This window comes from Kitasatospora sp. NPDC001540, from assembly GCF_042894345.1.
Classification (GTDB): Bacteria; Actinomycetota; Actinomycetes; order Streptomycetales; family Streptomycetaceae; genus Kitasatospora; species Kitasatospora phosalacinea_C.
Genome location: NZ_JBIAVO010000028.1, coordinates 38,282 through 56,360 on the forward strand (window position 1 = coordinate 38,282; position 18,079 = coordinate 56,360).

Here is an 18,079-nt window from a genome sequence, read left to right on the forward strand (position 1 = left end):
CACGGAGCGGGTACCTGTGGGGTCGGGACCGAGCGGCCCGTTGGGCGGCGGATGGGAGCGGGCTTGTGAACACCTGGGCAACCTGGACCACTCAGGGCATTCTGTCCGGCCACGGTGGCGTGAGGACCGTGGAGATCGGCGTCATCACCGGGGACCTGACGGTGCACACCATGTGGATCGAGGGCGAGGCGCGGCTGACCGTGCAGTACAGCGGCGCGCTCGACTGGTTCACCGTGGAGGGCAGCCCGGTGGCCGCCGCGGACGAGGCGGCGGCCCGCGAGGTGCACCAGCACATGGTCGAGGCCGTGAAGACGGGCGGGGGTGCGACCGCCCCGCAGGCCTGACCCGGACGGCCCGACCCGGACCGCCACCGACCCGTCGTCGGCCGCGGCCCGGGTTTCGCGCGTCCCCGGGCCCTCACGGGCAGGAGTGCCTCACGGGCAGGAGTAGACGAACGCCGCCTCGGCACCCGGCCCGCCCGCGGGCTCCAGCACCTCCAGCCGGGCGGTGGCGGCGTACCCGCCGTGCCCCCGGAAGGTCCACTCCAGCCGCACCTCGGTGCGCCGGTGCCCGGCCCCCACGTGCTGCACGAGCGGCCCGGAGTCGGTCCCGTCGCTGCGCACCCAGCGGTAGCGCACCTCGCCCTCGCCGCCGTCGGTCTCCAGCGTCCCGGTGACCACCGCGGTGCCCTCGCACCCGGGCCCGTCGACCGCGGTCCGCGCCGTCACGCCCACCACCTCGACGGGCCGCCCGTAGCGGTCCCACAGCAGGTACCCGAGCAGCGCGAGCAGCAGCACCAGCGGCACCAGCAGCCACCTGTCCCACCGCCGCCGCGGCGCCCGCGCCACCGCCTCCCCCCGCCACACCGCGGCCGCCCCGGGCGGCACCCCTGGCCCGAACCGCCGCAACCCGCCCTCCGGCCCGGGCGCCGCCGCTTCGAGCCGCACCGTCTCCGCCGGACCGTCCAGCCGCACGGTCTCGGCCAGGCCGTCCAGCCGCACCGTCTCGGCCGCGTCCGGCAACGGGGCCGCCGGGCGGAGCCGGACGGTGCGCCGGTCGTCCTGCGGGGCGGCGGGCCGTCGGACCGGTCCGAGCCGGAGGCCGGGGTCGGGGGGAAACTCGGTCATCGTCGGTTTCTTCCTAACTCGGCGGGCAGATCATGAGGTACGAGGGCGAGGCGCCTGTGCTCCCACTGACGGTGGTCACCTTCACCGCCACGTACTTGGTGCCCCGGTAGCAGGGGAAGAGGTGGGCCACCCGCACAGTCCTCGCGTTCGCGGGGATGTCCACGGGCTCGGGCCCGGTCTCTGCCTTTCCGTCGATCCAGACCAGTGTCAGCGTGGCCCGGCTGCTCCCGGCAGGCTGCACCGTCACCGGAATGTCGACCGTCAACTGCGTACCGTTGACGACCCCGCTGATGGCGCCCAGCGTCACGGTGACCGGCGTCGCGGTGCTCAGCGTCGGGCTGGGTGTCGGTGACGGGGTGGCGGACGCGCTGGTGCCGGGGCTGGGCTTGGCGCTGGCGCTGGGCTTCGCCGTCGGGCTCGGGCTCGTGCTCGGTGCCGCGCTCGGGCTGCTCTCCTCGGTGGGCGAGGGGCTCGGGCTGTCGGCGGGGGTCGGGGTGGGCGCGGGGGCGGGGGCCGCCGTGGTGGGCTGGACGGTGGTGGTGGCGGGCGGGGCGGCGGCCGGTCGCGGGTCGGCGGTGGTGGTGCCGTCCTCCCCGGCCGAGGCGACCGTGGCGAGCGCGCCGAGGACGAGGACGATCGCGCCGACGGTGGCGATCAGCCGTCCCCGGAACGGGACCCGCGGGGCGGCGAGCACCGTCGTCGCGTACGAGGTCGCGCCGGGCAGCGCGCCGTCGGCGGTCGGGGTGGGCAGCAGCAGGGGCAGCAGGGCGACGAGCGCGGCCAGCCGTCTGCGTCCGCGTTCCTCCCAGTCGGCGCCGTAGGCGGCACCCGCGGCGGCCTCCAGTTCGTCGACCAGGGCTTCCGCGCCCGGGGGCCGCTGTTCGGGGGTCTTGGCCAGCCCGGCCCGGATGAGCGGGCGGAGGGCTTCGGGCGCCAGGGTGTCGGGGATCTCGGCCTCGGTGTGCTGGACCGCGAGTTCCATCAGGGTGGTTCCGGCGTACGGCTTGGCGCCGGTGAGGCACTCGAAGAAGGTCGCGGTGGCGGCGTACACGTCGGTGGCCGGGGAGGCGGGGCGTCCGGCCCACTGCTCGGGGGCCATGTAGGCGGGCGTGCCCGCGACGGTGCCGCCGGCGCCGTCGCGGACGGCGATGCCGAAGTCGACGAGCTTGGACTGCCCGTCGGCGGTGACCAGCACGTTCCCGGGCTTGTAGTCGCGGTGCACGACACCGGCCCGGTGCGCGGCGGCCAGACCGAGCAGCGAGCCCTTGAGGACGACCAGGGCGGCCTCCGGCCCGGTGCTGCCCTCGGCGCGCAGCAGGTCGCGCAGCGAGACGCCCTCGACGAGCTCCATCACGATGGCGGCGCCGTGCGGGCCTTCGACGTACTCGTGCAGGCGGGTGACGTGCGGACTGTCGAGGGTGGCGAGCAGTTCGGCCTCGACCCGGAAGGCGGCCTGGTCGGGGTGGTCGCCGAGCAGGTACTTGATCGCGACGGGGGTGCCGGTGGCCCGGTGGCGGGCGAGGACGACGCGGCCGGAGGCACCGGCGCCGAGTTCGCGTCCGTGCGCGTAGTCGGGGAGTTCCCAGTGGACGGGGGTCCGTCCGGGCGCGTCCCGCGGGGGCGGGTCCGCCGGTCTGCCGTCCGGGTGCTGAGCGTCCGTCACCTTGTCCACCCCCGGCGTCCCCGTGCTGTGCGGGGGCGCCCCGTTCGTCGCCTGCGGGCCGGCGCGGGTGCGCGGCCACCGGGAGTGACGCGCCCCCGGCCGGGCGGGTTCCGGCGCGGGGGCGGTGAAAGGTCACGATTCGGCTGTTTCGTGCACTGATCTTCGGCCGCCGCGGGGCGGCCCGTCACCAGGCGCTGTCACCAGGCGCTGTCGGGCGGCGGCACGTCGCGGCGGCGGGCGGATTCGGCGGCCTCGGCGGCGACGGAGCCGCGGTGGACGAGCTGCTGGCCGAGGGCGGTGAGGGCCCGGCCGACGGCGAGTTCGTCGCCGATCTCGGGGTCCGCGGGGTCGGTGCTGCTGCGATGGGCCTCGGCCTCGACCTCGATCAGCTGGACGCCGGTGTCGAGGACGGCGTGCGCCTGGGTGAGGTCGCCGACCTCGACCACCCGAAGCCGGACCGACCACTCGCTGCTGTGCGGCTCGGGCGCCGCCGCGCGGCCGCTCACCGCTGCTCCTCCGGCCGCGACGGGTCGGCGACCGGATCGCCCTCCGCCTGGGACTCCTCCCACGCGTGCATGGTCTGGTAGGAGGTGACGCCTTCCTCGGGGTCGGCCGACCGGACGTCGTCCTCGTCCCGCCGGGCCTTCTCGTCGAGCCTGTCGTTCATCTCGGACATCCCGGGCTCCTCGCTCTCGGACCCCCGCTTCTCCTTCCAGCGTGCCCCCGTGGACGGGCTCAGTCGAGTTCGGCCAGCAGGTCCGGGTTGACCAGCGCGACGATCGTCCGGACGTCCGCCACCGCGACGGCGGGCCACAGCACGGCGCGGGCGGCCCGGTAGCGCTCGGCCAGCCGGGCCCGGTCCGCCGCCGGGAGCAGCGCGGCGCGGTCGGCGCGGGAGTTGTGGGCGTTGTCGGCGATCTTGACCAGGGCGGCGGCGTGGTCGGTGGCGACGTCCTGCAGCATCGCCCGGTAGTCCGCCCCGGGCGTGCGGGTGACCCGCCGGACGGTCGCCACCACGGCGGCGGGGACGCCCGCGGCGAGCAGGTCCTCGGCGGTGAGCGGGGTGTCCTCCAGGACGTCGTGCAGCAGCGCCGCCATCCGCAGGCCCGCGCCGAACGGGGCGACGCCCGCGGCGACCGCGCGCACGTGCTCCACGTACGGCACGCCGATCCGGTCGTACTGGCCCGCGTGCGCCCGGGCGGCGAGCGCGTCGACCTCCTCCGGGGTCAGGAAGGGCACCGCGGCCATCACGTCCTCGCTCTCCACTCCGTCCGGAGCACTGTGGCCGGAGTGGTCTGAACGGGCACCCGGCTTCCCGTGGAGTGTTCCACGCCCGCCCGGCCCCGCCGCCCCGGGGCCGGGTTCGGACGACGGATCCTCAGGCGCCGCGACGTATAGTCCGGTTGACCGAAGGGAGTGATCGTCCGGTGCGGGTGACCCCGATCTCCCCGGAGCGGCTGGTCGAGCTGCTGGCGGGGCGGATCCACGAACTGGCCGACGACGGACGGCGGCTGCGGGTCGCGATCGACGGCGCGGCGGCGACCCGCCCCGGCGAGCTGGCGGACGCCCTGGTGGAGCCGCTGCGGCTGCTCGGCCGACCGGTGCAGCGGGTCTCGGCGGACGACTTCCTGCGGCCCGCCTCGGTGCGCTTCGAGTACGGCAAGCAGGACCCGGACGCCTTCCACGACCTGTGGCTGGACCAGGGCGCGCTGCTCCGCGAGGTCCTCGACCCGCTCGAACCGGACGGCGACGGCCGCGTGCTGCCCACGTACTGGGACCGGGAGACCGACCGTGCCACCCGGGCCCACTACGTCGAACTGCCGCCGCGCGGCGTGCTGCTGCTGGACGGGCCGTTCCTGCTCGGCCGCTGGCTGTCGTTCGAGCTGACCGTGCACCTGGCCCAGTCCGCCGCCGCGCTGGCCCGCCGCACCCCGGCGGCCGAGCGGTGGACGCTGCCCGCGCACGAGCGCTACCGCACCGAGACCGACCCGGGCGGGTTGGCCGACCTGACGGTGCGGGTCGAGGACCCCCGGCACCCGGCGCTGGTGGAGCGGGACTGAGGCCGGACGCGCCGGCGGGCCGGTGCCCGGGCGGCCTCAGGCCGTCGGCGCGGGGCCGTGCTGGCAGCGCGGGCACCAGTAGGCGACGCGGTCCCGGTCGTGCTTGGCGGTGCGGATGGGCGTGCCGCAGCGCCGGCAGGGGCGGCGGCCCCGGCCGTACACCCAGTGCTGCTGACCGGGGCGGGGGTCGCCGGTGGTGACGTGGCCGGGCCGCAGCTTGTTGGCGTCCAGCAGTTGCCGGGCGCCGTCCAGCAGGTCGTCCGGGTCGGGCAGGTCGCCGACCGGCAGCCAGGGGGTGACACCGGCCAGGAAGGGCAGCTCGTTGGCGTACACGTTGCCGATGCCGGCCAGGGTCCGCTGGTCGAGCAGGGCCTCGCCGACCGAACGCCGCGGATCGGCGAGCAGGCGGCGGCGCGCCTCGGCGGCGTCCCAGTCCGGGCCGAGCAGGTCGGGGCCGAGGTGGCCGACCACCCGGTGCTCCTGGTCGCTGCGCAGCAGTTGGACCACGGGCAGCCGGTAGCCGACGGCGGTGCCGTGCTCGGTGCCCAGGACCACCCGGATCTGGAACGCGGGACCGCTGCGCCAGCGCTCGCCGGGTCGGAAGGTCTGCCAGCGGCCGTCCATCCGCAGGTGGGTGTGGAGCGTCACGCCGCCCTCGAACCTGGTCAGCAGGTGCTTGCCGCGCGGCACCGTCCGCAGCACCCGGCGCCCCCTCAGGTCCGCGGTGGCGTGCGCGGGAACGCGGAAGTCCGACACCGTCAGCACGTGACCGGCCAGCGCCTGGTCGAGCTGGGTGGCGACGCGGTAGATGCTGTCTCCTTCGGGCACGCCCCCATCATGCCGCCCGCCGCCGACACCGCGACCGACGCCCCTCCCCCGCCGACCGGCCCAGGCCGGAACCCGGTCGGAACCGGGCCGGAACCCGGCCGCCGCGGCCGCCGTCGCCGTTCTCTGCCGGCAGCGGAAATCCCTGGTCAGTGACCTGTTCGTGCTCTACGGTCGGCGGAATGACAATCACTCACGAGGTGGCTGGAGACGGCCCCGCGGTCGTGCTGCTGCACTCCTCCGTCTGCGACCGGCGGATGTGGGACGGGCAGTGGGACGCACTGCGCGAGGCCGGGTACCGCGTGCTGCGGTGCGACTTCCGCGGTTTCGGGGAGACCCCCTGCGCGGACCGCCCGTACGACAACCTGACCGACCTGGCGGACCTGCTCGACGAACTCGGCATCGAACGGGCGGCCCTGGTCGGCTCCTCCTTCGGCGGCCGGATCGCCCTGCAGTTCGCCGCCCTGCACCCCGACCGGGTCGGCTCGCTGACCCTGCTCTGCCCCGGCAGCCCCGACCACGAACCGAGCGCCGAACTGGTCGCGCTGGACGAACTGGAGGTCGACCTCGTCGAGTCCGGCCGCCTGGACGAGGCGGTCGAGCTGATGGTCGACACCTGGCTCGGACCGGACGCGGACGAGGCGGCCCGGGCGAAGGTCCGGACGATGCAGCGCAACGCGTACGAGGTGCAGTTGGCGCCCGAGGAGGAGATCTCCCCGACCCGGGTCTCGGTCGACCTGCGGGCGGCCGTCGCGCCCACCCTGGTGTACTCCGGCGCGCACGACCTGGACGACTTCCGCCGGATCGCCGCCGACCTGGCGGCCCTGCTGCCGGACGCCGAGCACCGCGAACTCCCCTGGGCCGGCCACCTGCCCGCCCTGGAGCGCCCCGCGGAGACCGCCGAACTGCTGCTGGCCCGGCTCGCCGAGGTCGGCCGACGCTGATCCCCGTCATCCTCCCCCTTCCCCGGGTTCACTCACCCGAGTGAATCCCACCGGTCGGCCGGGGCCCCGCAACCACGGGCGCCCCGGCGGGCCGGCTGCTCTTCGGGCCGCTGCAGACCGAGCGGGAATTGGCGGAAACGGTTCTCCATTGATGCTCCGTCAGCCCTCCCTCTTCGAACGGTCGGTGCGCCTGGTTCGAAAAAACCCGTGCACACGATCGACCGCTCTGATGTGATGCCGCCTGATCAACCTCCGCAGAAGAGGACGAACTCCACCTTTGGACGGCACGATGCGCGAAACGAACCACCCCCTCACCTCCGGGTCGGAGGCCGTCCTGGCCCGGCTGGAGACCTACTACGACGCGGCTCCCCGGTTCTCCGCCACCACCGAGGAGCACGGCCCCCTCACCCTGTTCGTCCGCACCGGGCAGGGCTGGCACTACTACGGTCGCCCCACCCTGGGCGGCCCGGGCGTCTTCACCGCCGAGGACGTGCAACGGGTCCGGGCCCGGCAGCGCGAACTCGGCGCGCCCGAGAGCTTCGAGTGGGTGCACGAGACCTCCCCCGCCCTGCGTGCGGCCGTCGAGGCCGCCGGGCTGGAGGTGCACGAGCACCCGCTGCTGGTGCTCGACCTCGACGCCCCGACCACCGCCGACCCGTCCGCCACCGACCCGACGACCGCCGACAGCACGGTGGCAGCGGCCGACGACCCCGAGGTGCGCACCGTCGCCCCCGGCGATCCGCTGCTGCCGAGCGCCGTCATGCTGCCGCACCTGGCCTTCGCCGAGGCCGGCACCGGGATCGGCACCGCCGGGCCCGAACAGCTCGCCGAAGCGGTGCAGGGCCCCGAGAGCGAAGCAGCCGTGGCCCGCATGGCGGAGCGAATAACGGCCGGGCGCACGGTCCTCGCCGCGACCGTCGGAGCGGACGGGGCGGCCACCGCCTCCGGCTGCCACCAGCCGGTCGGCGAGGTCAGCGAGATCGTCGCGGTGGCCACCCTGCCCGCCCTGCGCCGCCAGGGCCTGGCCCGCCGCGTCACCGCGCACCTGGTCGAGCACGCCCGCACCACCGGGGTGCGGACGGTGTTCCTCTCCGCGAGCGACGCCGACGTGGCGCGGATCTACGAGAGCGTGGGCTTCCGCCGGATAGCCACCGCCCTGATCGCCGAACCGCCCGCCGCGGGCTGACCGGCCGGCCGCTCCACCGACCGGCCCGCCAGCAAGGCGGTCGGCCGGTGGAGCGGCCGACCCAACGGGTCGGGGCCCAGCGGGTCGGGGGCGCAGCGGGCCGGTCAGGTCAGCTCAGGGCGGATTGCGCCAGGCCGACGGCGGCGACAGAACAGCACCGCGCGGCACAACACTTGGGAAGGGAGCGCCTCAGGAGAACAGCGCGGAGCGGAGCTTGAGCCGGTCGGAGGCGCGGCCGCCCGGACGGAGGCTGTAGTAGTCGCCGTCGCAGTCGGGGCCGGTGAACACGGTGACGGTCGACCCGGTGAAGTTCTGCGGGGCGAAGGCGGGTTCGGTGGTGTCGGGGTCGGCGACCTCGGGCAGGGTGACGCAGACGCGGCTGTCCGGCTCGACGAGGACACCGGCCGCCCGGTTCCCGAAGTCGTCGTAGTAGGTGTAGCGGAACTCGCCGACGGCCGCCCCGGCCGGGCTGGGCAGGGCGAGCAGCAGGGCGATCGAAGCAGCGGCGGCGGCAACCGCCTGACGCAGGTGCATGGGGTGGAACGGCCTTCCGGTAGGGGTGGGTTGCGGGCGGAACGCCCGATTCGTCGCACACCACCGTAGGAGCGGGGTCCGGCAGCAAAACGGTTCTGCTTGCCCGCCTCGCGTGTCACTCCGTTCCCGTGCGCACCACGGTTGACCGCATCACGGGCCGCCGGTGACGAGCCGGGGTCGACGGGGCGTCAACGGGAGGGACGGCCGGTGGACATCGAGGAGGTCGAGCGCTTGTTCGCGTGTTAGAACCGGCGTCCAGCGGGCACATGTGTTGCTACCTGGGAGCAGGGTCGCGTCGGCGGGGAAGGCCGGGGCGTGCCTGCCTGCGGCGCGGAGGTGGTTGATGGAAGGACCCGCACTCTCCCCGCGTGAGCTACTGATCCTCCAGCAGATCGAGGCCGAGCTGGGGAGCGATCAGGAGCTGGAGCGCGAGCTGCGCACGATGCGGCCGGCGAGGGCCGCACGGCTACGACGGGCGCTGGTGGCCCGGCCGTGGATCGTGGTCACGGCGATCTCGTGCTGTCTGGCCCTCTCGTTCGGACTGTTGGCCCTGGCGGTGGCACTGGACGAACCGGCCCTGCTGCTGGCCGTCCTGGCCAGTTGGGCCGCCGTGCTGGTGGTGCTGATGACGGTCGCGGCCCATCTGCACCGACGCAGGCGAACCCGGTAGCCGCCCGGGCGGCGGGCCGCCGCCGGGCGGCCCGCACTTCCGGCCCGGGACACCCGGGGCCCCGGGCGGAGACCCCGGGCCGAAGGAGCGGACCGGCGGACGGCGGACAGACGGGCGGGTCAGACGGGTCAGACGGGCGGACGGGTCAGACGCCGGGGAGGCCGGTGTCCAGGTCGTCCAGGGCGTGCGAGCAGATGCAGTCGCGGGCGGCGGGCAGCGACTCCAGGGCCTTGAACAGGACGGTGCGCAGCCGGTCGACGTTGCGGGCGAAGACCTCCAGCACCTCGGCGTGGGTGACGCCCTCGCCGGTCTCGACCCCGGCGTCCAGGTCGGTCACCAGGGCCAACGAGGTGTAGCAGAGGCCGAGTTCGCGGGCGAGGACGGCTTCCGGGTGGCCGGTCATCCCGACCACGGACCAGCCGTTGGCGGTGAACCAGCGCGACTCCGCCCGGGTGGAGAAGCGCGGGCCCTCGATCACCACCAGGGTGCCGCCGTCGACGGGCTCCCAGGCGAGGTCGCGGGCGGCGGCCAGGGCGGCGGCGCGGCCGTCCGGGCAGTAGGGGTCGGCCATCGAGACGTGCACCACCTCGGGCATCGACCCGTCGGGCAGGATCCGGCCGTCGTAGTAGGTCTGCGCCCGCCCGGAGGTGCGGTCGACGAACTGGTCGGGCACCAGCAGCGTGCCGGGCCCGTACTCGGGCCGCAGGCCGCCGACCGCGCACGGCCCGAGGACCTGGCGCACGCCCAGGGCGTGCAGGGCCCACAGGTTGGCGCGGTAGTTGATCCGGTGCGGCGGCAGCCGGTGGCCGCGGCCGTGGCGGGGCAGGAAGGCGACCTGCCGCCCGGCCACCTCGCCGACGAACAGCGCGTCGGACGGCGGCCCGTACGGGGTCTCGACGTGCACCTCGGTGACGTCGTCGAGCAGCGCGTACAGGCCCGATCCGCCGATGACTCCGAGCTCGGCGGTCGGGGTGCCGTCGGTGCGGGGCGGGTGGACGTCGGCCATGGCTCTCCCTCGGCTCTGGCGGTCGGTCGCGGCCCCGGGCGCCCGGCGGAGCCGGGCGGGTGGATCGGGTCCGCGGTGCGCGGGGCCGGGGCTCGGGCGGAACGGTCCGGCCGAGCACCTCGGGCGCGCTCCCACCTTACGAGCAGTCAGCTGCGCCCGCGTGCAAGGGCGGTCGTGGTGCGCCGTCCACCCGGTGCGTCTGCCCGTTCACCACCGTTTCGTCCCGGTCCGGGCCGCCCCGCACGGCGCCCGCGTACAGTGTCAACTCCACCGGCAGCGGCCGCGGGTGGTGGAGGGGCGGCCGCGAGCCGCTGAACGACCGGGCGACTACGACATGGGGCGGTGCGATGGGCGGGCGGGTGGAGGTGCACTCGGGTGCCGAGGTGGTGGGGGCGCACCGGCCGCTGGCCTGGCGGGTGCTGCCGTCCTCACCGGACGCGGCGGTGCTGGTGCTGCACGGCGGGAAGGAGTTCGGCGCGGCGGCGCCTCCGCTGCTGAACCTGCCGGGGCTGCGGATGCGGCCGTTCGCGAGGGCGGTGCAGCGCGGCGCGGAGGCCGCGGGCGGGCGGTCGCTGGCGGTGGGCACGGTGCGCTACCGGTGCCGGGGCTGGAACGGCGACCGGGCGGACGCGGCCCGTGACGCGGAGGCGGCGATGTCCGACCTGGCCGAGCAGCTGGGGCCGGTGCCGACGGTGCTGATCGGGCACTCGATGGGCGGGCGGGCGGCCCTGCGGGCGGCGGCCCACCCGTGCGTGCGGGGTGTGGTCGCGCTGGCGCCGTGGTGTCCGCAGGACGAGCCGACCGAGCACCTGCGGGGCCGCTCGGTGCTGATGCTGCACGGCGACCGGGACAGGGTCACCCCGCCCGACGAGACCGACCTGTTCGCGCTGCGGGCCCGCGACCACGGCGCGCGGGTGGCCGGCTACCGGGTGCTGGGCAGCGGTCACACCCTGATGCGGCGGGCCGGTGACTGGCACCGCGCCGCCGCCGACCTGGCCTTGGCCCTGCTCGGCCTGAGGTCGCTGCCCGAGGAGGTCCGCACCGCCCTGGCCCTGCACGGCCCGGACCGGAACGGCCTGCACATCCCGCTCCGCGGCGGCCACTGACCCGCCCGGTCGCCCTACCGGCCGGAGGGGCACGGTCCGGAAGGGCACGGACCGAGGGGAGACGGACCGGTCCGCGACGGGCGGGTGACCGTCCGGTGACGGTTGGTGCGGTTCCGGCTTCCGGCTCGCCCCGGGCGGGTAGGGGGCGCACACTCCGGTGGAGGGAGACGTCCGCCAATCGACTGAGGGAGGACCCGCCCATGGGGATCAGCCTGACCACTGACCGGCTCGTCGTCCGGGACTGGACACCGGACGACGCCGAGGACGCGCTGGCCGTGTACGGCTCCACGGACGTCGCCCGCTGGCTGACGCCTGTGATGGACCAGGTCGTCGACGTCGAGGCGATGCGTTCGGTGCTGCGCGGCTGGGAGCAGGAGCAGCCCGGACTGCTGCCGCCGCGCGGACGGTGGGCGGTGGAGCGCCGCGAGGACGGGAGGGTGGTCGGCGGTCTGGGCATCCGTCCGCTGCCGCCCTACGACGAGGACCTGGAGATCACCTGGCAGCTCTCCCCGCAGTACTGGGGCGAGGGCTACGCGACGGAGGGGGGTCTGGCGCTGCTGCGCTGGGCGTTCACCCAGGACGTCGAGGAGGTCTTCGCGGTGGCCCGGCCCAAGAACGACCGGGCGCACGCGGTGGCGAAGCGGCTGGGGATGCGCTGGGTCGGCGAGACCACCAAGTACTACGGGTTGAACCTCCAGGTGTACCGGATCCGCCCGGCCGACCTGCCCGAGTACCGGCCCTGAGCACCCGCCCGCCCGGCCGCGCCCTGCCGTCAGCCGGACCGGACCGGGCTGGGCTGGGCTGGGCAGGGCAGGGCAGAACCGAACCGGGGTGATCGGTTCAGGCCGGGTGCCCGACGGGTCGCCGGTCGACCAGCGGGTGCAGGCGGAGGGGCCCGGCCTCGTCCGCCCGGGGAAGATCTGCGGCGTACCGGGCGACGAGGGCGAGCCCGGCGGGCGGCAGCCAGGGGGTGGGGTCGGGGGCGGGGTCGAGGTCGGGGCCGAGGTCGGAGCCGAGCAGGACGAGGAGTTGGCCGGGCGTCGGGCGCAGCACCGGGTCGGGGTCGAGGCAGCGGGCGAGGGCGGGCAGCAGCGCCCCGGGGACGTCGGCGAGGTCGGGCCGGCCGTCCAGGGTGCGCCGCCGGACGGCCCGGGCGTCCTCCGCCCCGGCAGCGCTCCCGATGCCACCGCCTGCACCCGCGCCCGCGCCCGTCGCCCACGGTCGCGGGTGGCCGGTCCAGGGATGGCGGCCCTGGGCCGCGGTGGCGAGCAGCGCGCCGAGGGCGAAGACGTCGCCGGGCGATCCGGCCTCGGCGGGGCGTTCGATCTGCTCGGGCGGGGCGTACCCGAGGGGGCCGGTGCTGCCGTCCGGGCCGGAGGCGGGCGGGAGGCCGAAGCCGGTCAGCAACGGGTCGTCCGCGGTGACCAGGACCCGGGCGGGTTCGAGTCCGCCGTGGACGACTCCGGCGGCGTGCCCGGCGGCCAGGGCCCGGGCGAGTCCCGCGCCCAGGCGGCGGACGGTGGCGACCGACAGCGGGCCGGTGGCGCGCAGCAGGCGGGTCAGGTCGGGGGCGGGGGCGTGCGCGGAGGCCAGCCAGGGCCGTTCGGCCTCAGGGTCGGCGTCCAGGACGGGCAGGGTCCAGGGCCCGTCGATCCGCCCGGCGGCGCGGGCCCGCCGGGCGAAGCGGCGGCGGGCGGCGGCGTCCGGTACATGGGCGGGGTGCAGTTCCTCGACGACCACCAGCAACCCGTCGGCGGCGCGGCACAGGTGGCCCCGCGCCGCGCCGCCGACGCCGTCCGCAGTGCCGTCGCCGGTTCCGGGTGCTCGCAGCACCCGGTACGGTCCGATCTCCCGCACGTCCGGGTCCTCCCCCGTCGTCTTCCAGGACGACGGGAGGGACGACGGGGTCCGGGGCCGGGGTTCCCGACCGGGGGTCACTTCTCGGCGGGCAGCTCGTAGACGTGGCCGGGGGTGGCGATCGAGGTGACCGCCCGGGCGAACAGGGTGGAGGGCTCGCTGCCCTCGTGGATGATGTCGGTGTTCAGCAGGACCACCAGGGTGGCGTCCTGCTCGGGCAGGTAGACGGTGACGCTCTCGTAGCCGGGCAGTGAGCCGTTGTGGCCGACCCAGCCGCCGACCCGGAACAGTCCGAGCCCGTAGCCCGCGCCGTCGCCGAAGCCCGGGACGGGGAGGAACTTCTCGCGCTCGGCCTGGGTGGCGGGGCTGAGCAGGGTGCCGGTGGCCAGGGTCCTGGCCCAGCTGTGCAGGTCGTGCAGGTCGGAGATCATCGCACCGGCGGCCCAGCCCCAGGAGGGGTTCCAGTGGGTGGCGTCGGCGACGGAGCCGTCCAGGGTCTGGTCGGTGTAGCCGTGCGCGTAAGGGCGGGGCAGTTCGGCGGCGCGCGGGAAGAGGGTGCGCTCCAGGTGCGCGGGGCCGGTGACGTTGCGGTGGATGAAGTCGCGCAGCGGCATCCGGCCGAGCTTCTCGACCAGCAGGCCGAGCAGGACGGTGTTGGTGTTCGAGTACTGGAAGTCGGTGCCGGGCGGGAAGACGTTGTCGTGCTTGAACGCGTAGGAGAGCAACTGCTGCGGGGTGAACGGCTGTTGGGGGTCGGTGAGGAGGGCCTTCACGAAGTCGTCGTCGAAGGTGTAGGAGTACAGTCCGCTGCGCATCTCGGCGAGTTGGCGGATCGTGATGTGCTCGCCGTCGGGCACGCCGTCGAGGTACTTGGCGATCGGGTCGTCGAGGCCGAGCAGGCCGCGGTCGACGAGTTCGAGCACGGCGGTGACGGTGAAGGTCTTGGTCTCGCTGCCGATCCGCAGGTTCAGGTCGGGGGTCATCGGCTGCCCGGTGGCCTTGTCCGCGACGCCGTCGGCGTGGACGTACGTGCCGCGCCCCGGCAGCCACAGTCCGACGATCACCCCGGGCGTCCCGGTCCGTTCGCGCACCTCGGCGATCGCCGCGTCCAGCCGGGCCGCGAGCGCCGGGTCGAGCGGGCAGTCCTCGTCCACCGACGGGTGCACGGGGCGGTGCGCGGGCTGCAGGGCGGGTCGGGCGAACGGGGCGCCGGGGTCGGCCGTGGCCGGGGCGGCGGGGGCGAGGGCGCTCAGGGCGAGCAGGGCGACGGCGAGTCGCCGGACGCGGGGACGGCGCATGGCGGGGCACCTCTTCCGGGGAGGGGGCGGACGTGTTCCGCCCAGGTCACCACCCGGACGCCCGCACCGGGCCGCGGCCGCCCGCCCGCCCCCGCGATTCCACCCGTGCGGCGGGCGGCCGCCCCGCCCGCGGACGCCCCCCGTCAGCGGACGACCTGCGCCGATGGGACGTCAGCGGGCCGGGCGGACCGGGTGCTTGCTCAGGATCGAGACCCGGTTGAACGCGTTGATGGCGATCGCCACCCAGATCACCGCCGAGATCTCCTGGTCGCCGAACACCTCCCGGGCCTGCGCGTACGCCGCCTCCTGCGCGGCCGCGTCGGACGGGTGGGTGGTCGCCTCGGCCAGCGCGAGGGCGGCGCGTTCGCGCGCGTCGAACACGGCGGCGTCCCGCCAGGCGGCCAGCACGCCGAGCCGCTGCACGCTCTCGCCCTCCTTCAGCGCGGCCTTGGTGTGCACGTCCAGGCAGTAGGCGCAGCCGTTGAGTTGCGAGACCCGCAGGTTGACCAGTTCGACCAGCCGCCGGTCGAGCCCGGCGTCGGCGGCCGCCTGCCGGACCGCCTCCGCGGTGCCCAGCATGGCGCGGAACGCCTGCGGGGTCTGCTTGTCGACGTAGACCCGACCCGTCGGGGCCGCCACCTCGGTCACCTCGGACACCTGGACTCTCCTCCACTGCTCCACTGCGGACCGGCGTTTGTCGGACGCCCCGATCCATGATAGTTGAAGATGAAACGACTTGTTGGACGTGTTCGCCGGTCCGCGGCGGCACGGGAGGGAGCACCCCGATGAGCACCACCGAGAACGGCGCCGCCGAAGTCCTGCCCCCGCGCGACGTCCCGCTCGGCGGCCCGCGCGCGATGACCGTCCGACGCACCCTGCCGCAGCGCGAGCGCACCCTCATCGGCGCCTGGTGCTTCGTCGACCACTACGGCCCGGACGACGTCGCCACCACCGGCGGCATGGACGTCGCCCCGCACCCGCACATCGGCCTGCAGACCGTCAGTTGGCTGTTCAGCGGCGAGATCGAGCACCGCGACAGCCTCGGCGTGCACGCCTTCGTCCGCCCCGGCGAACTCAACCTGATGACGGCGGGCCGGGGCATCGCGCACTCCGAGACCTCCACCGCCACCACCACCGTCCTGCACGGCGTCCAGCTCTGGGTCGCCCTCCCCGACGCCCACCGGCACACCGCCCGCGACTTCCACCACCACGTCCCCGCGCCCGTCCCGCTCCCCGGCGGCGGCCAGGCCCGGGTCTTCCTCGGCACCCTGGCCGGCGACACCTCCCCCGTCCCCACCTTCACCCCCCTCCTCGGCGCCGAACTCACCCTCCCCGCGGGCGCCACCACCACCCTCGACGTCGACCCGGCCTTCGAACACGGCCTCCTCGTCGACCAGGGCGAGGTCCTCTTCGCCGACACCCCCCTCCACCCCGCCGACCTCGGCCACCTCCCGCCCGGCCGCACCACACTCACCCTCACCAACACCTCCCCCACCCCGGCCCGCCTGATCCTGCTCGGCGGCCCGCCCTTCGGCGAGGACATCGTCATGTGGTGGAACTTCATCGGCCGGTCCAGCGAGGAGATCGCACAGGCCCGACTCGACTGGGAGCAGGGGGTCCGGTTCGGCGAGGTCCACGGCTACCCGGGCGACCGCCTGCCCGCCCCGGAACTCCCGAACGTGACCCTCAAGGCGCGCGGAAACCGCGACTGACCCGCGGAAACCCATGGTCGGAGCGGTCGCGTCCACCGGAGCGGAACGGGTGCTCCACGACCGCCTCCGACCAGGGCTCCAGCACTGACGAACGTCGTCGGCAAGGGCCTCAAGGGCAGTCGCGGCCCGCCCGCCGGCTCCCATCCACGGGCGTGTTCCGCAGGGCCCGGGTGGATGAATGCCGACCTTTTGCCGACCTTACCGACCACCCGTCAGCTTCCTGCGCATCCCTGCCGGGCAAGGCGGCGGACCCGCAGTTCGAAGAACTGGCGCGCCCTCACCCGGCACCACGGCCGTCGCGACCACCTGCCCGACACCGTCCGAGCCGTCGTCGGACCCCTCTCGGACCGACGAGCCGCGTACGAGCAGCAGTTGGCGGCACTCCCGGCAGGTCGAGCCGCGTGATCAGCAGGGCCGGGCCCTCCCGAGCACGCGCCGCGGCTGTCCACGTACGAGGTCAGTCGTCCAGGTGGGCGAGGAAGTCCAGCAGGGCCGCGTTCACCTCGGCGGGGCGTTCCTGCTGGGTCCAGTGGCCGGTCCCCGGGAGGCGGAGGTGGCCGTGCAGCCGGGGCAGTCGGCCCAGCAGGTGGGCCAGTGCCTCCGGCGGGACCAGCGCGTTGACCAGGTCCTGCTCGCCCGCGGCGTACAGCGCCGGGACGTCGATCGACAGGTCGGCGAAAGGGGCCAGGAGTTCGGCGTTCCGGTCCAGGTTGCGGTACCAGTTGAGCCCGCCGGTGAACGCGTGCTCGCCGTGCGGGGCGTAGTCGGCGGTGAAGGCGTCGAGGTCGGCCTCGGTGAGCCAGTGCGGTAGCCGCTCGGGCTCGGGGAGGGTGTCGAGGAGCTTGCCGCCCTCGGGGACGACCCACGGCCGCGGCACCCCGTCGGGCTGCACGCCGCACAGGATGCGCCGCAGGCTCGTCCGGACGTCCGAGGCCAACTCGGCGTCGGCCCGGCCCGGTTCCTGGAAGTAGACCTGGTAGAAGCCCTCCCCGTACGCCTCCCGCAGCGATCGCAGCGGCGGCGGTCCGCTCATCGGCAGCGGCGGCACGCTCAGCCCGGCCACCCCGCGCACCAGGTCCGGCCGCAGCGCCGCCGTGGCCCAGGCGACCAGAGCGCCCCAGTCGTGCCCGACCACCACCGCCCGTCGCGCGCCCAGCGCCCCGATCAGCGCCGTCACGTCGCCCACCAGGTGCAGCAGGGTGTACGCGTCGACCGCCTCCGGCCGTGAGCTGCGGGCGTACCCGCGCTGGTCCGGCGCGACCACCCGGTATCCGGCTGCGGCCAGCGGGCCGAACTGGTGCCGCCACGAGTACCAGCTCTCCGGGAACCCGTGCAACAGCAGGACCAGCGGCCCCTCACCCTGCTCCGCCAGGTGCAGCCGCACCCCGTTCACCTCGACCTGGCCGTGCTCGATGCCGTCGCTCAACTCCAGCTCCTCGTCCGGGCAGCGGGCCTTCCGGCCCCTCCCCACGAGAACGTCCGCGCCGGGCCCGGGAGTTCCGGCCCCGAACCCCGCCGCGTCGGCCCTCTCCTCCAGTGCTGGGACCGCACAGGTCCACCGGGTGAACGGCGGCGACAGACGCTCCGCTCCTGAGTAGCCTCGCCTCATGGTGGATCATGAGCAGTACGGCCGGTACCGGGCCGACTCGAAGGCGCTGGCAGCGATCGGGGAGCATGTCGACGCCCAGGTCGGCCAGGTCACTGTGCGACTGCCCGGGGTTGTGGCCGAGGCCGCCGTGGACGCGTGGGAACGCGACGAGTTGGGCGGGCGCGCTCCTGAGACCCACGAGGAGTACGAGCTTCGGGACCAGGCGGCGGAACTCGCCCTGATCGGCCTGGCGATCTCGGAGCGTGGCCGCTGGGAGGGCGAGGACGTCGTGGTCGACCTGGATGTCGCTTCGGCGGGGGCGGCCTTGCGGGCGTCGCAGTAGTCGGGCCGGGGCGCTCGTCTGCCGACCGCCCACCGGGAGTCCAGGCCGGCCGGGCCGATCTCGTTGAACCGGTGGATCACGTCCCGCGCCGTCTCCTCGCCCGCCTGCACCGGCCGGGCGAGCACCGGCACCCGGTTCCCGCCAACCGGGGCCGGCAGCA

At 75.2% G+C, this 18,079-nt stretch carries 21 protein-coding genes; 9 read left to right on the top strand and 12 right to left on the bottom strand.

Features of this window, described 5'->3' with window-relative positions; genetic code table 11:
• The first annotated feature begins 65 nt into the window (after positions 1–65).
• Positions 66–344 (top strand): hypothetical protein, encoded by a 279-nt coding sequence (locus tag ACFY00_RS27585; RefSeq protein WP_388034231.1) that lies wholly within the window; start codon positions 66–68, stop codon positions 342–344.
• Between the two features lie 90 nt (positions 345–434).
• On the opposite strand, the gene ACFY00_RS27590 is transcribed toward ACFY00_RS27585, so the two are convergent.
• The 5 genes from ACFY00_RS27590 to ACFY00_RS27610 form a co-directional block, all read right to left on the bottom strand.
• Positions 435–1,127: a hypothetical protein gene (locus tag ACFY00_RS27590; RefSeq protein ID WP_388034232.1), complete on the bottom strand. Its 693-nt coding sequence runs from the start codon at positions 1,125–1,127 to the stop codon at positions 435–437.
• A gap of 13 nt (positions 1,128–1,140) precedes the next feature.
• Positions 1,141–2,790: a protein kinase gene (locus ACFY00_RS27595; protein ID WP_388034233.1), complete on the bottom strand. Its 1,650-nt coding sequence runs from the start codon at positions 2,788–2,790 to the stop codon at positions 1,141–1,143.
• Between the two features lie 197 nt (positions 2,791–2,987).
• Positions 2,988–3,296, bottom strand: a complete 309-nt coding sequence (locus ACFY00_RS27600; RefSeq protein ID WP_388034234.1) for a dsRBD fold-containing protein — start codon at positions 3,294–3,296, stop codon at positions 2,988–2,990.
• The gene (locus ACFY00_RS27605) at positions 3,293–3,466 is read right to left on the bottom strand and encodes a hypothetical protein (RefSeq protein ID WP_388034235.1); all 174 of its coding nucleotides are present in this window, start codon (positions 3,464–3,466) and stop codon (positions 3,293–3,295) included. Before ACFY00_RS27605 ends, ACFY00_RS27600 begins: the two co-directional genes overlap by 4 nt.
• Positions 3,467–3,525: 59 nt before the next feature.
• Entirely contained in the window at positions 3,526–4,038 is a 513-nt protein-coding gene (locus ACFY00_RS27610) for a phosphohydrolase (protein ID WP_388034289.1), read from the bottom strand.
• A gap of 179 nt (positions 4,039–4,217) precedes the next feature.
• Between ACFY00_RS27610 and ACFY00_RS27615 the strand changes: the two genes are divergently transcribed.
• Positions 4,218–4,850, top strand: coding sequence for a uridine kinase (locus ACFY00_RS27615; RefSeq protein WP_388034236.1), 633 nt, complete (start codon positions 4,218–4,220; stop codon positions 4,848–4,850).
• 36 nt (positions 4,851–4,886) lie between these two features.
• On the opposite strand, the gene ACFY00_RS27620 is transcribed toward ACFY00_RS27615, so the two are convergent.
• Positions 4,887–5,678 carry a DNA-formamidopyrimidine glycosylase family protein gene (locus tag ACFY00_RS27620; RefSeq protein ID WP_388034237.1) on the bottom strand — a complete coding sequence of 264 codons (792 nt, stop codon included), beginning with the start codon at positions 5,676–5,678 and terminating at the stop codon, positions 4,887–4,889.
• A gap of 179 nt (positions 5,679–5,857) precedes the next feature.
• On the opposite strand from ACFY00_RS27620, the gene ACFY00_RS27625 reads away from it, so the two are divergent.
• Complete coding sequence (locus tag ACFY00_RS27625) at positions 5,858–6,619, top strand: alpha/beta fold hydrolase (protein ID WP_388034238.1); 762 nt, start codon at positions 5,858–5,860, stop codon at positions 6,617–6,619.
• 289 nt (positions 6,620–6,908) lie between these two features.
• Positions 6,909–7,805, top strand: coding sequence for a GNAT family N-acetyltransferase (locus tag ACFY00_RS27630; RefSeq protein WP_388034239.1), 897 nt, complete (start codon positions 6,909–6,911; stop codon positions 7,803–7,805).
• Between the two features lie 189 nt (positions 7,806–7,994).
• Here ACFY00_RS27630 and ACFY00_RS27635 read toward each other — a convergent pair whose 3' ends face one another.
• Positions 7,995–8,339, bottom strand: a complete 345-nt coding sequence (locus ACFY00_RS27635; RefSeq protein WP_388034240.1) for a hypothetical protein — start codon at positions 8,337–8,339, stop codon at positions 7,995–7,997.
• Between the two features lie 343 nt (positions 8,340–8,682).
• Between ACFY00_RS27635 and ACFY00_RS27640 the strand changes: the two genes are divergently transcribed.
• Positions 8,683–9,009, top strand: coding sequence for a hypothetical protein (locus ACFY00_RS27640; protein ID WP_388034241.1), 327 nt, complete (start codon positions 8,683–8,685; stop codon positions 9,007–9,009).
• 145 nt (positions 9,010–9,154) lie between these two features.
• Here ACFY00_RS27640 and ACFY00_RS27645 read toward each other — a convergent pair whose 3' ends face one another.
• Positions 9,155–10,015, bottom strand: a complete 861-nt coding sequence (locus ACFY00_RS27645) for an S-methyl-5'-thioadenosine phosphorylase (protein WP_388034242.1) — start codon at positions 10,013–10,015, stop codon at positions 9,155–9,157.
• A 347-nt stretch (positions 10,016–10,362) separates the two neighbouring features.
• On the opposite strand from ACFY00_RS27645, the gene ACFY00_RS27650 reads away from it, so the two are divergent.
• Both ACFY00_RS27650 and ACFY00_RS27655 read left to right on the top strand, forming a co-directional pair.
• Positions 10,363–11,121 (top strand): alpha/beta fold hydrolase, encoded by a 759-nt coding sequence (locus ACFY00_RS27650; RefSeq protein WP_388034243.1) that lies wholly within the window; start codon positions 10,363–10,365, stop codon positions 11,119–11,121.
• A 200-nt stretch (positions 11,122–11,321) separates the two neighbouring features.
• Positions 11,322–11,864 (top strand): GNAT family N-acetyltransferase, encoded by a 543-nt coding sequence (locus ACFY00_RS27655; protein ID WP_388034244.1) that lies wholly within the window; start codon positions 11,322–11,324, stop codon positions 11,862–11,864.
• Between the two features lie 97 nt (positions 11,865–11,961).
• Here the strand turns inward: ACFY00_RS27655 and ACFY00_RS27660 are convergent, their stop codons facing one another.
• From ACFY00_RS27660 to ACFY00_RS27670, 3 genes are all read right to left on the bottom strand, one after another.
• Positions 11,962–12,978, bottom strand: a complete 1,017-nt coding sequence (locus ACFY00_RS27660; RefSeq protein ID WP_388034245.1) for a hypothetical protein — start codon at positions 12,976–12,978, stop codon at positions 11,962–11,964.
• A 77-nt stretch (positions 12,979–13,055) separates the two neighbouring features.
• Positions 13,056–14,276 (bottom strand): serine hydrolase domain-containing protein, encoded by a 1,221-nt coding sequence (locus tag ACFY00_RS27665; protein ID WP_388034246.1) that lies wholly within the window; start codon positions 14,274–14,276, stop codon positions 13,056–13,058.
• Between the two features lie 171 nt (positions 14,277–14,447).
• Positions 14,448–14,933 (bottom strand): carboxymuconolactone decarboxylase family protein, encoded by a 486-nt coding sequence (locus ACFY00_RS27670; protein WP_388034247.1) that lies wholly within the window; start codon positions 14,931–14,933, stop codon positions 14,448–14,450.
• 128 nt (positions 14,934–15,061) lie between these two features.
• Between ACFY00_RS27670 and ACFY00_RS27675 the strand changes: the two genes are divergently transcribed.
• A complete protein-coding gene (locus ACFY00_RS27675; protein ID WP_388034248.1) occupies positions 15,062–15,988 on the top strand; it encodes a pirin family protein in 927 nt (308 codons plus the stop codon).
• 457 nt (positions 15,989–16,445) lie between these two features.
• Here ACFY00_RS27675 and ACFY00_RS27680 read toward each other — a convergent pair whose 3' ends face one another.
• Positions 16,446–17,459, bottom strand: a complete 1,014-nt coding sequence (locus tag ACFY00_RS27680; RefSeq protein ID WP_388034249.1) for an alpha/beta fold hydrolase — start codon at positions 17,457–17,459, stop codon at positions 16,446–16,448.
• A gap of 136 nt (positions 17,460–17,595) precedes the next feature.
• Between ACFY00_RS27680 and ACFY00_RS27685 the strand changes: the two genes are divergently transcribed.
• The gene (locus tag ACFY00_RS27685; RefSeq protein WP_388034250.1) at positions 17,596–17,919 is read left to right on the top strand and encodes a hypothetical protein; all 324 of its coding nucleotides are present in this window, start codon (positions 17,596–17,598) and stop codon (positions 17,917–17,919) included.
• Positions 17,920–18,079: the final 160 nt, after the last annotated feature.

What these genes read in the sequence shown, in the direction of transcription:
- ACFY00_RS27625 (WP_388034238.1), top strand. Translation starts at nt 5,858, where the DNA reads ATGACAATCACTCACGAGGTGGCTGGAGACGGCCCCGCGGTCGTGCTG.
- ACFY00_RS27605 (WP_388034235.1), bottom strand. Translation starts at nt 3,466, where the DNA reads ATGTCCGAGATGAACGACAGGCTCGACGAGAAGGCCCGGCGGGACGAG.
- ACFY00_RS27655 (WP_388034244.1), top strand. Translation starts at nt 11,322, where the DNA reads ATGGGGATCAGCCTGACCACTGACCGGCTCGTCGTCCGGGACTGGACA.
- ACFY00_RS27675 (WP_388034248.1), top strand. Translation starts at nt 15,062, where the DNA reads ATGAGCACCACCGAGAACGGCGCCGCCGAAGTCCTGCCCCCGCGCGAC.
- ACFY00_RS27685 (WP_388034250.1), top strand. Translation starts at nt 17,596, where the DNA reads ATGGTGGATCATGAGCAGTACGGCCGGTACCGGGCCGACTCGAAGGCG.
- ACFY00_RS27650 (WP_388034243.1), top strand. Translation starts at nt 10,363, where the DNA reads ATGGGCGGGCGGGTGGAGGTGCACTCGGGTGCCGAGGTGGTGGGGGCG.
- ACFY00_RS27635 (WP_388034240.1), bottom strand. Translation starts at nt 8,339, where the DNA reads ATGCACCTGCGTCAGGCGGTTGCCGCCGCCGCTGCTTCGATCGCCCTG.
- ACFY00_RS27630 (WP_388034239.1), top strand. Translation starts at nt 6,909, where the DNA reads ATGCGCGAAACGAACCACCCCCTCACCTCCGGGTCGGAGGCCGTCCTG.
- ACFY00_RS27665 (WP_388034246.1), bottom strand. Translation starts at nt 14,276, where the DNA reads ATGCGCCGTCCCCGCGTCCGGCGACTCGCCGTCGCCCTGCTCGCCCTG.
- ACFY00_RS27640 (WP_388034241.1), top strand. Translation starts at nt 8,683, where the DNA reads ATGGAAGGACCCGCACTCTCCCCGCGTGAGCTACTGATCCTCCAGCAG.
- ACFY00_RS27610 (WP_388034289.1), bottom strand. Translation starts at nt 4,038, where the DNA reads ATGGCCGCGGTGCCCTTCCTGACCCCGGAGGAGGTCGACGCGCTCGCC.
- ACFY00_RS27645 (WP_388034242.1), bottom strand. Translation starts at nt 10,015, where the DNA reads ATGGCCGACGTCCACCCGCCCCGCACCGACGGCACCCCGACCGCCGAG.
- ACFY00_RS27590 (WP_388034232.1), bottom strand. Translation starts at nt 1,127, where the DNA reads ATGACCGAGTTTCCCCCCGACCCCGGCCTCCGGCTCGGACCGGTCCGA.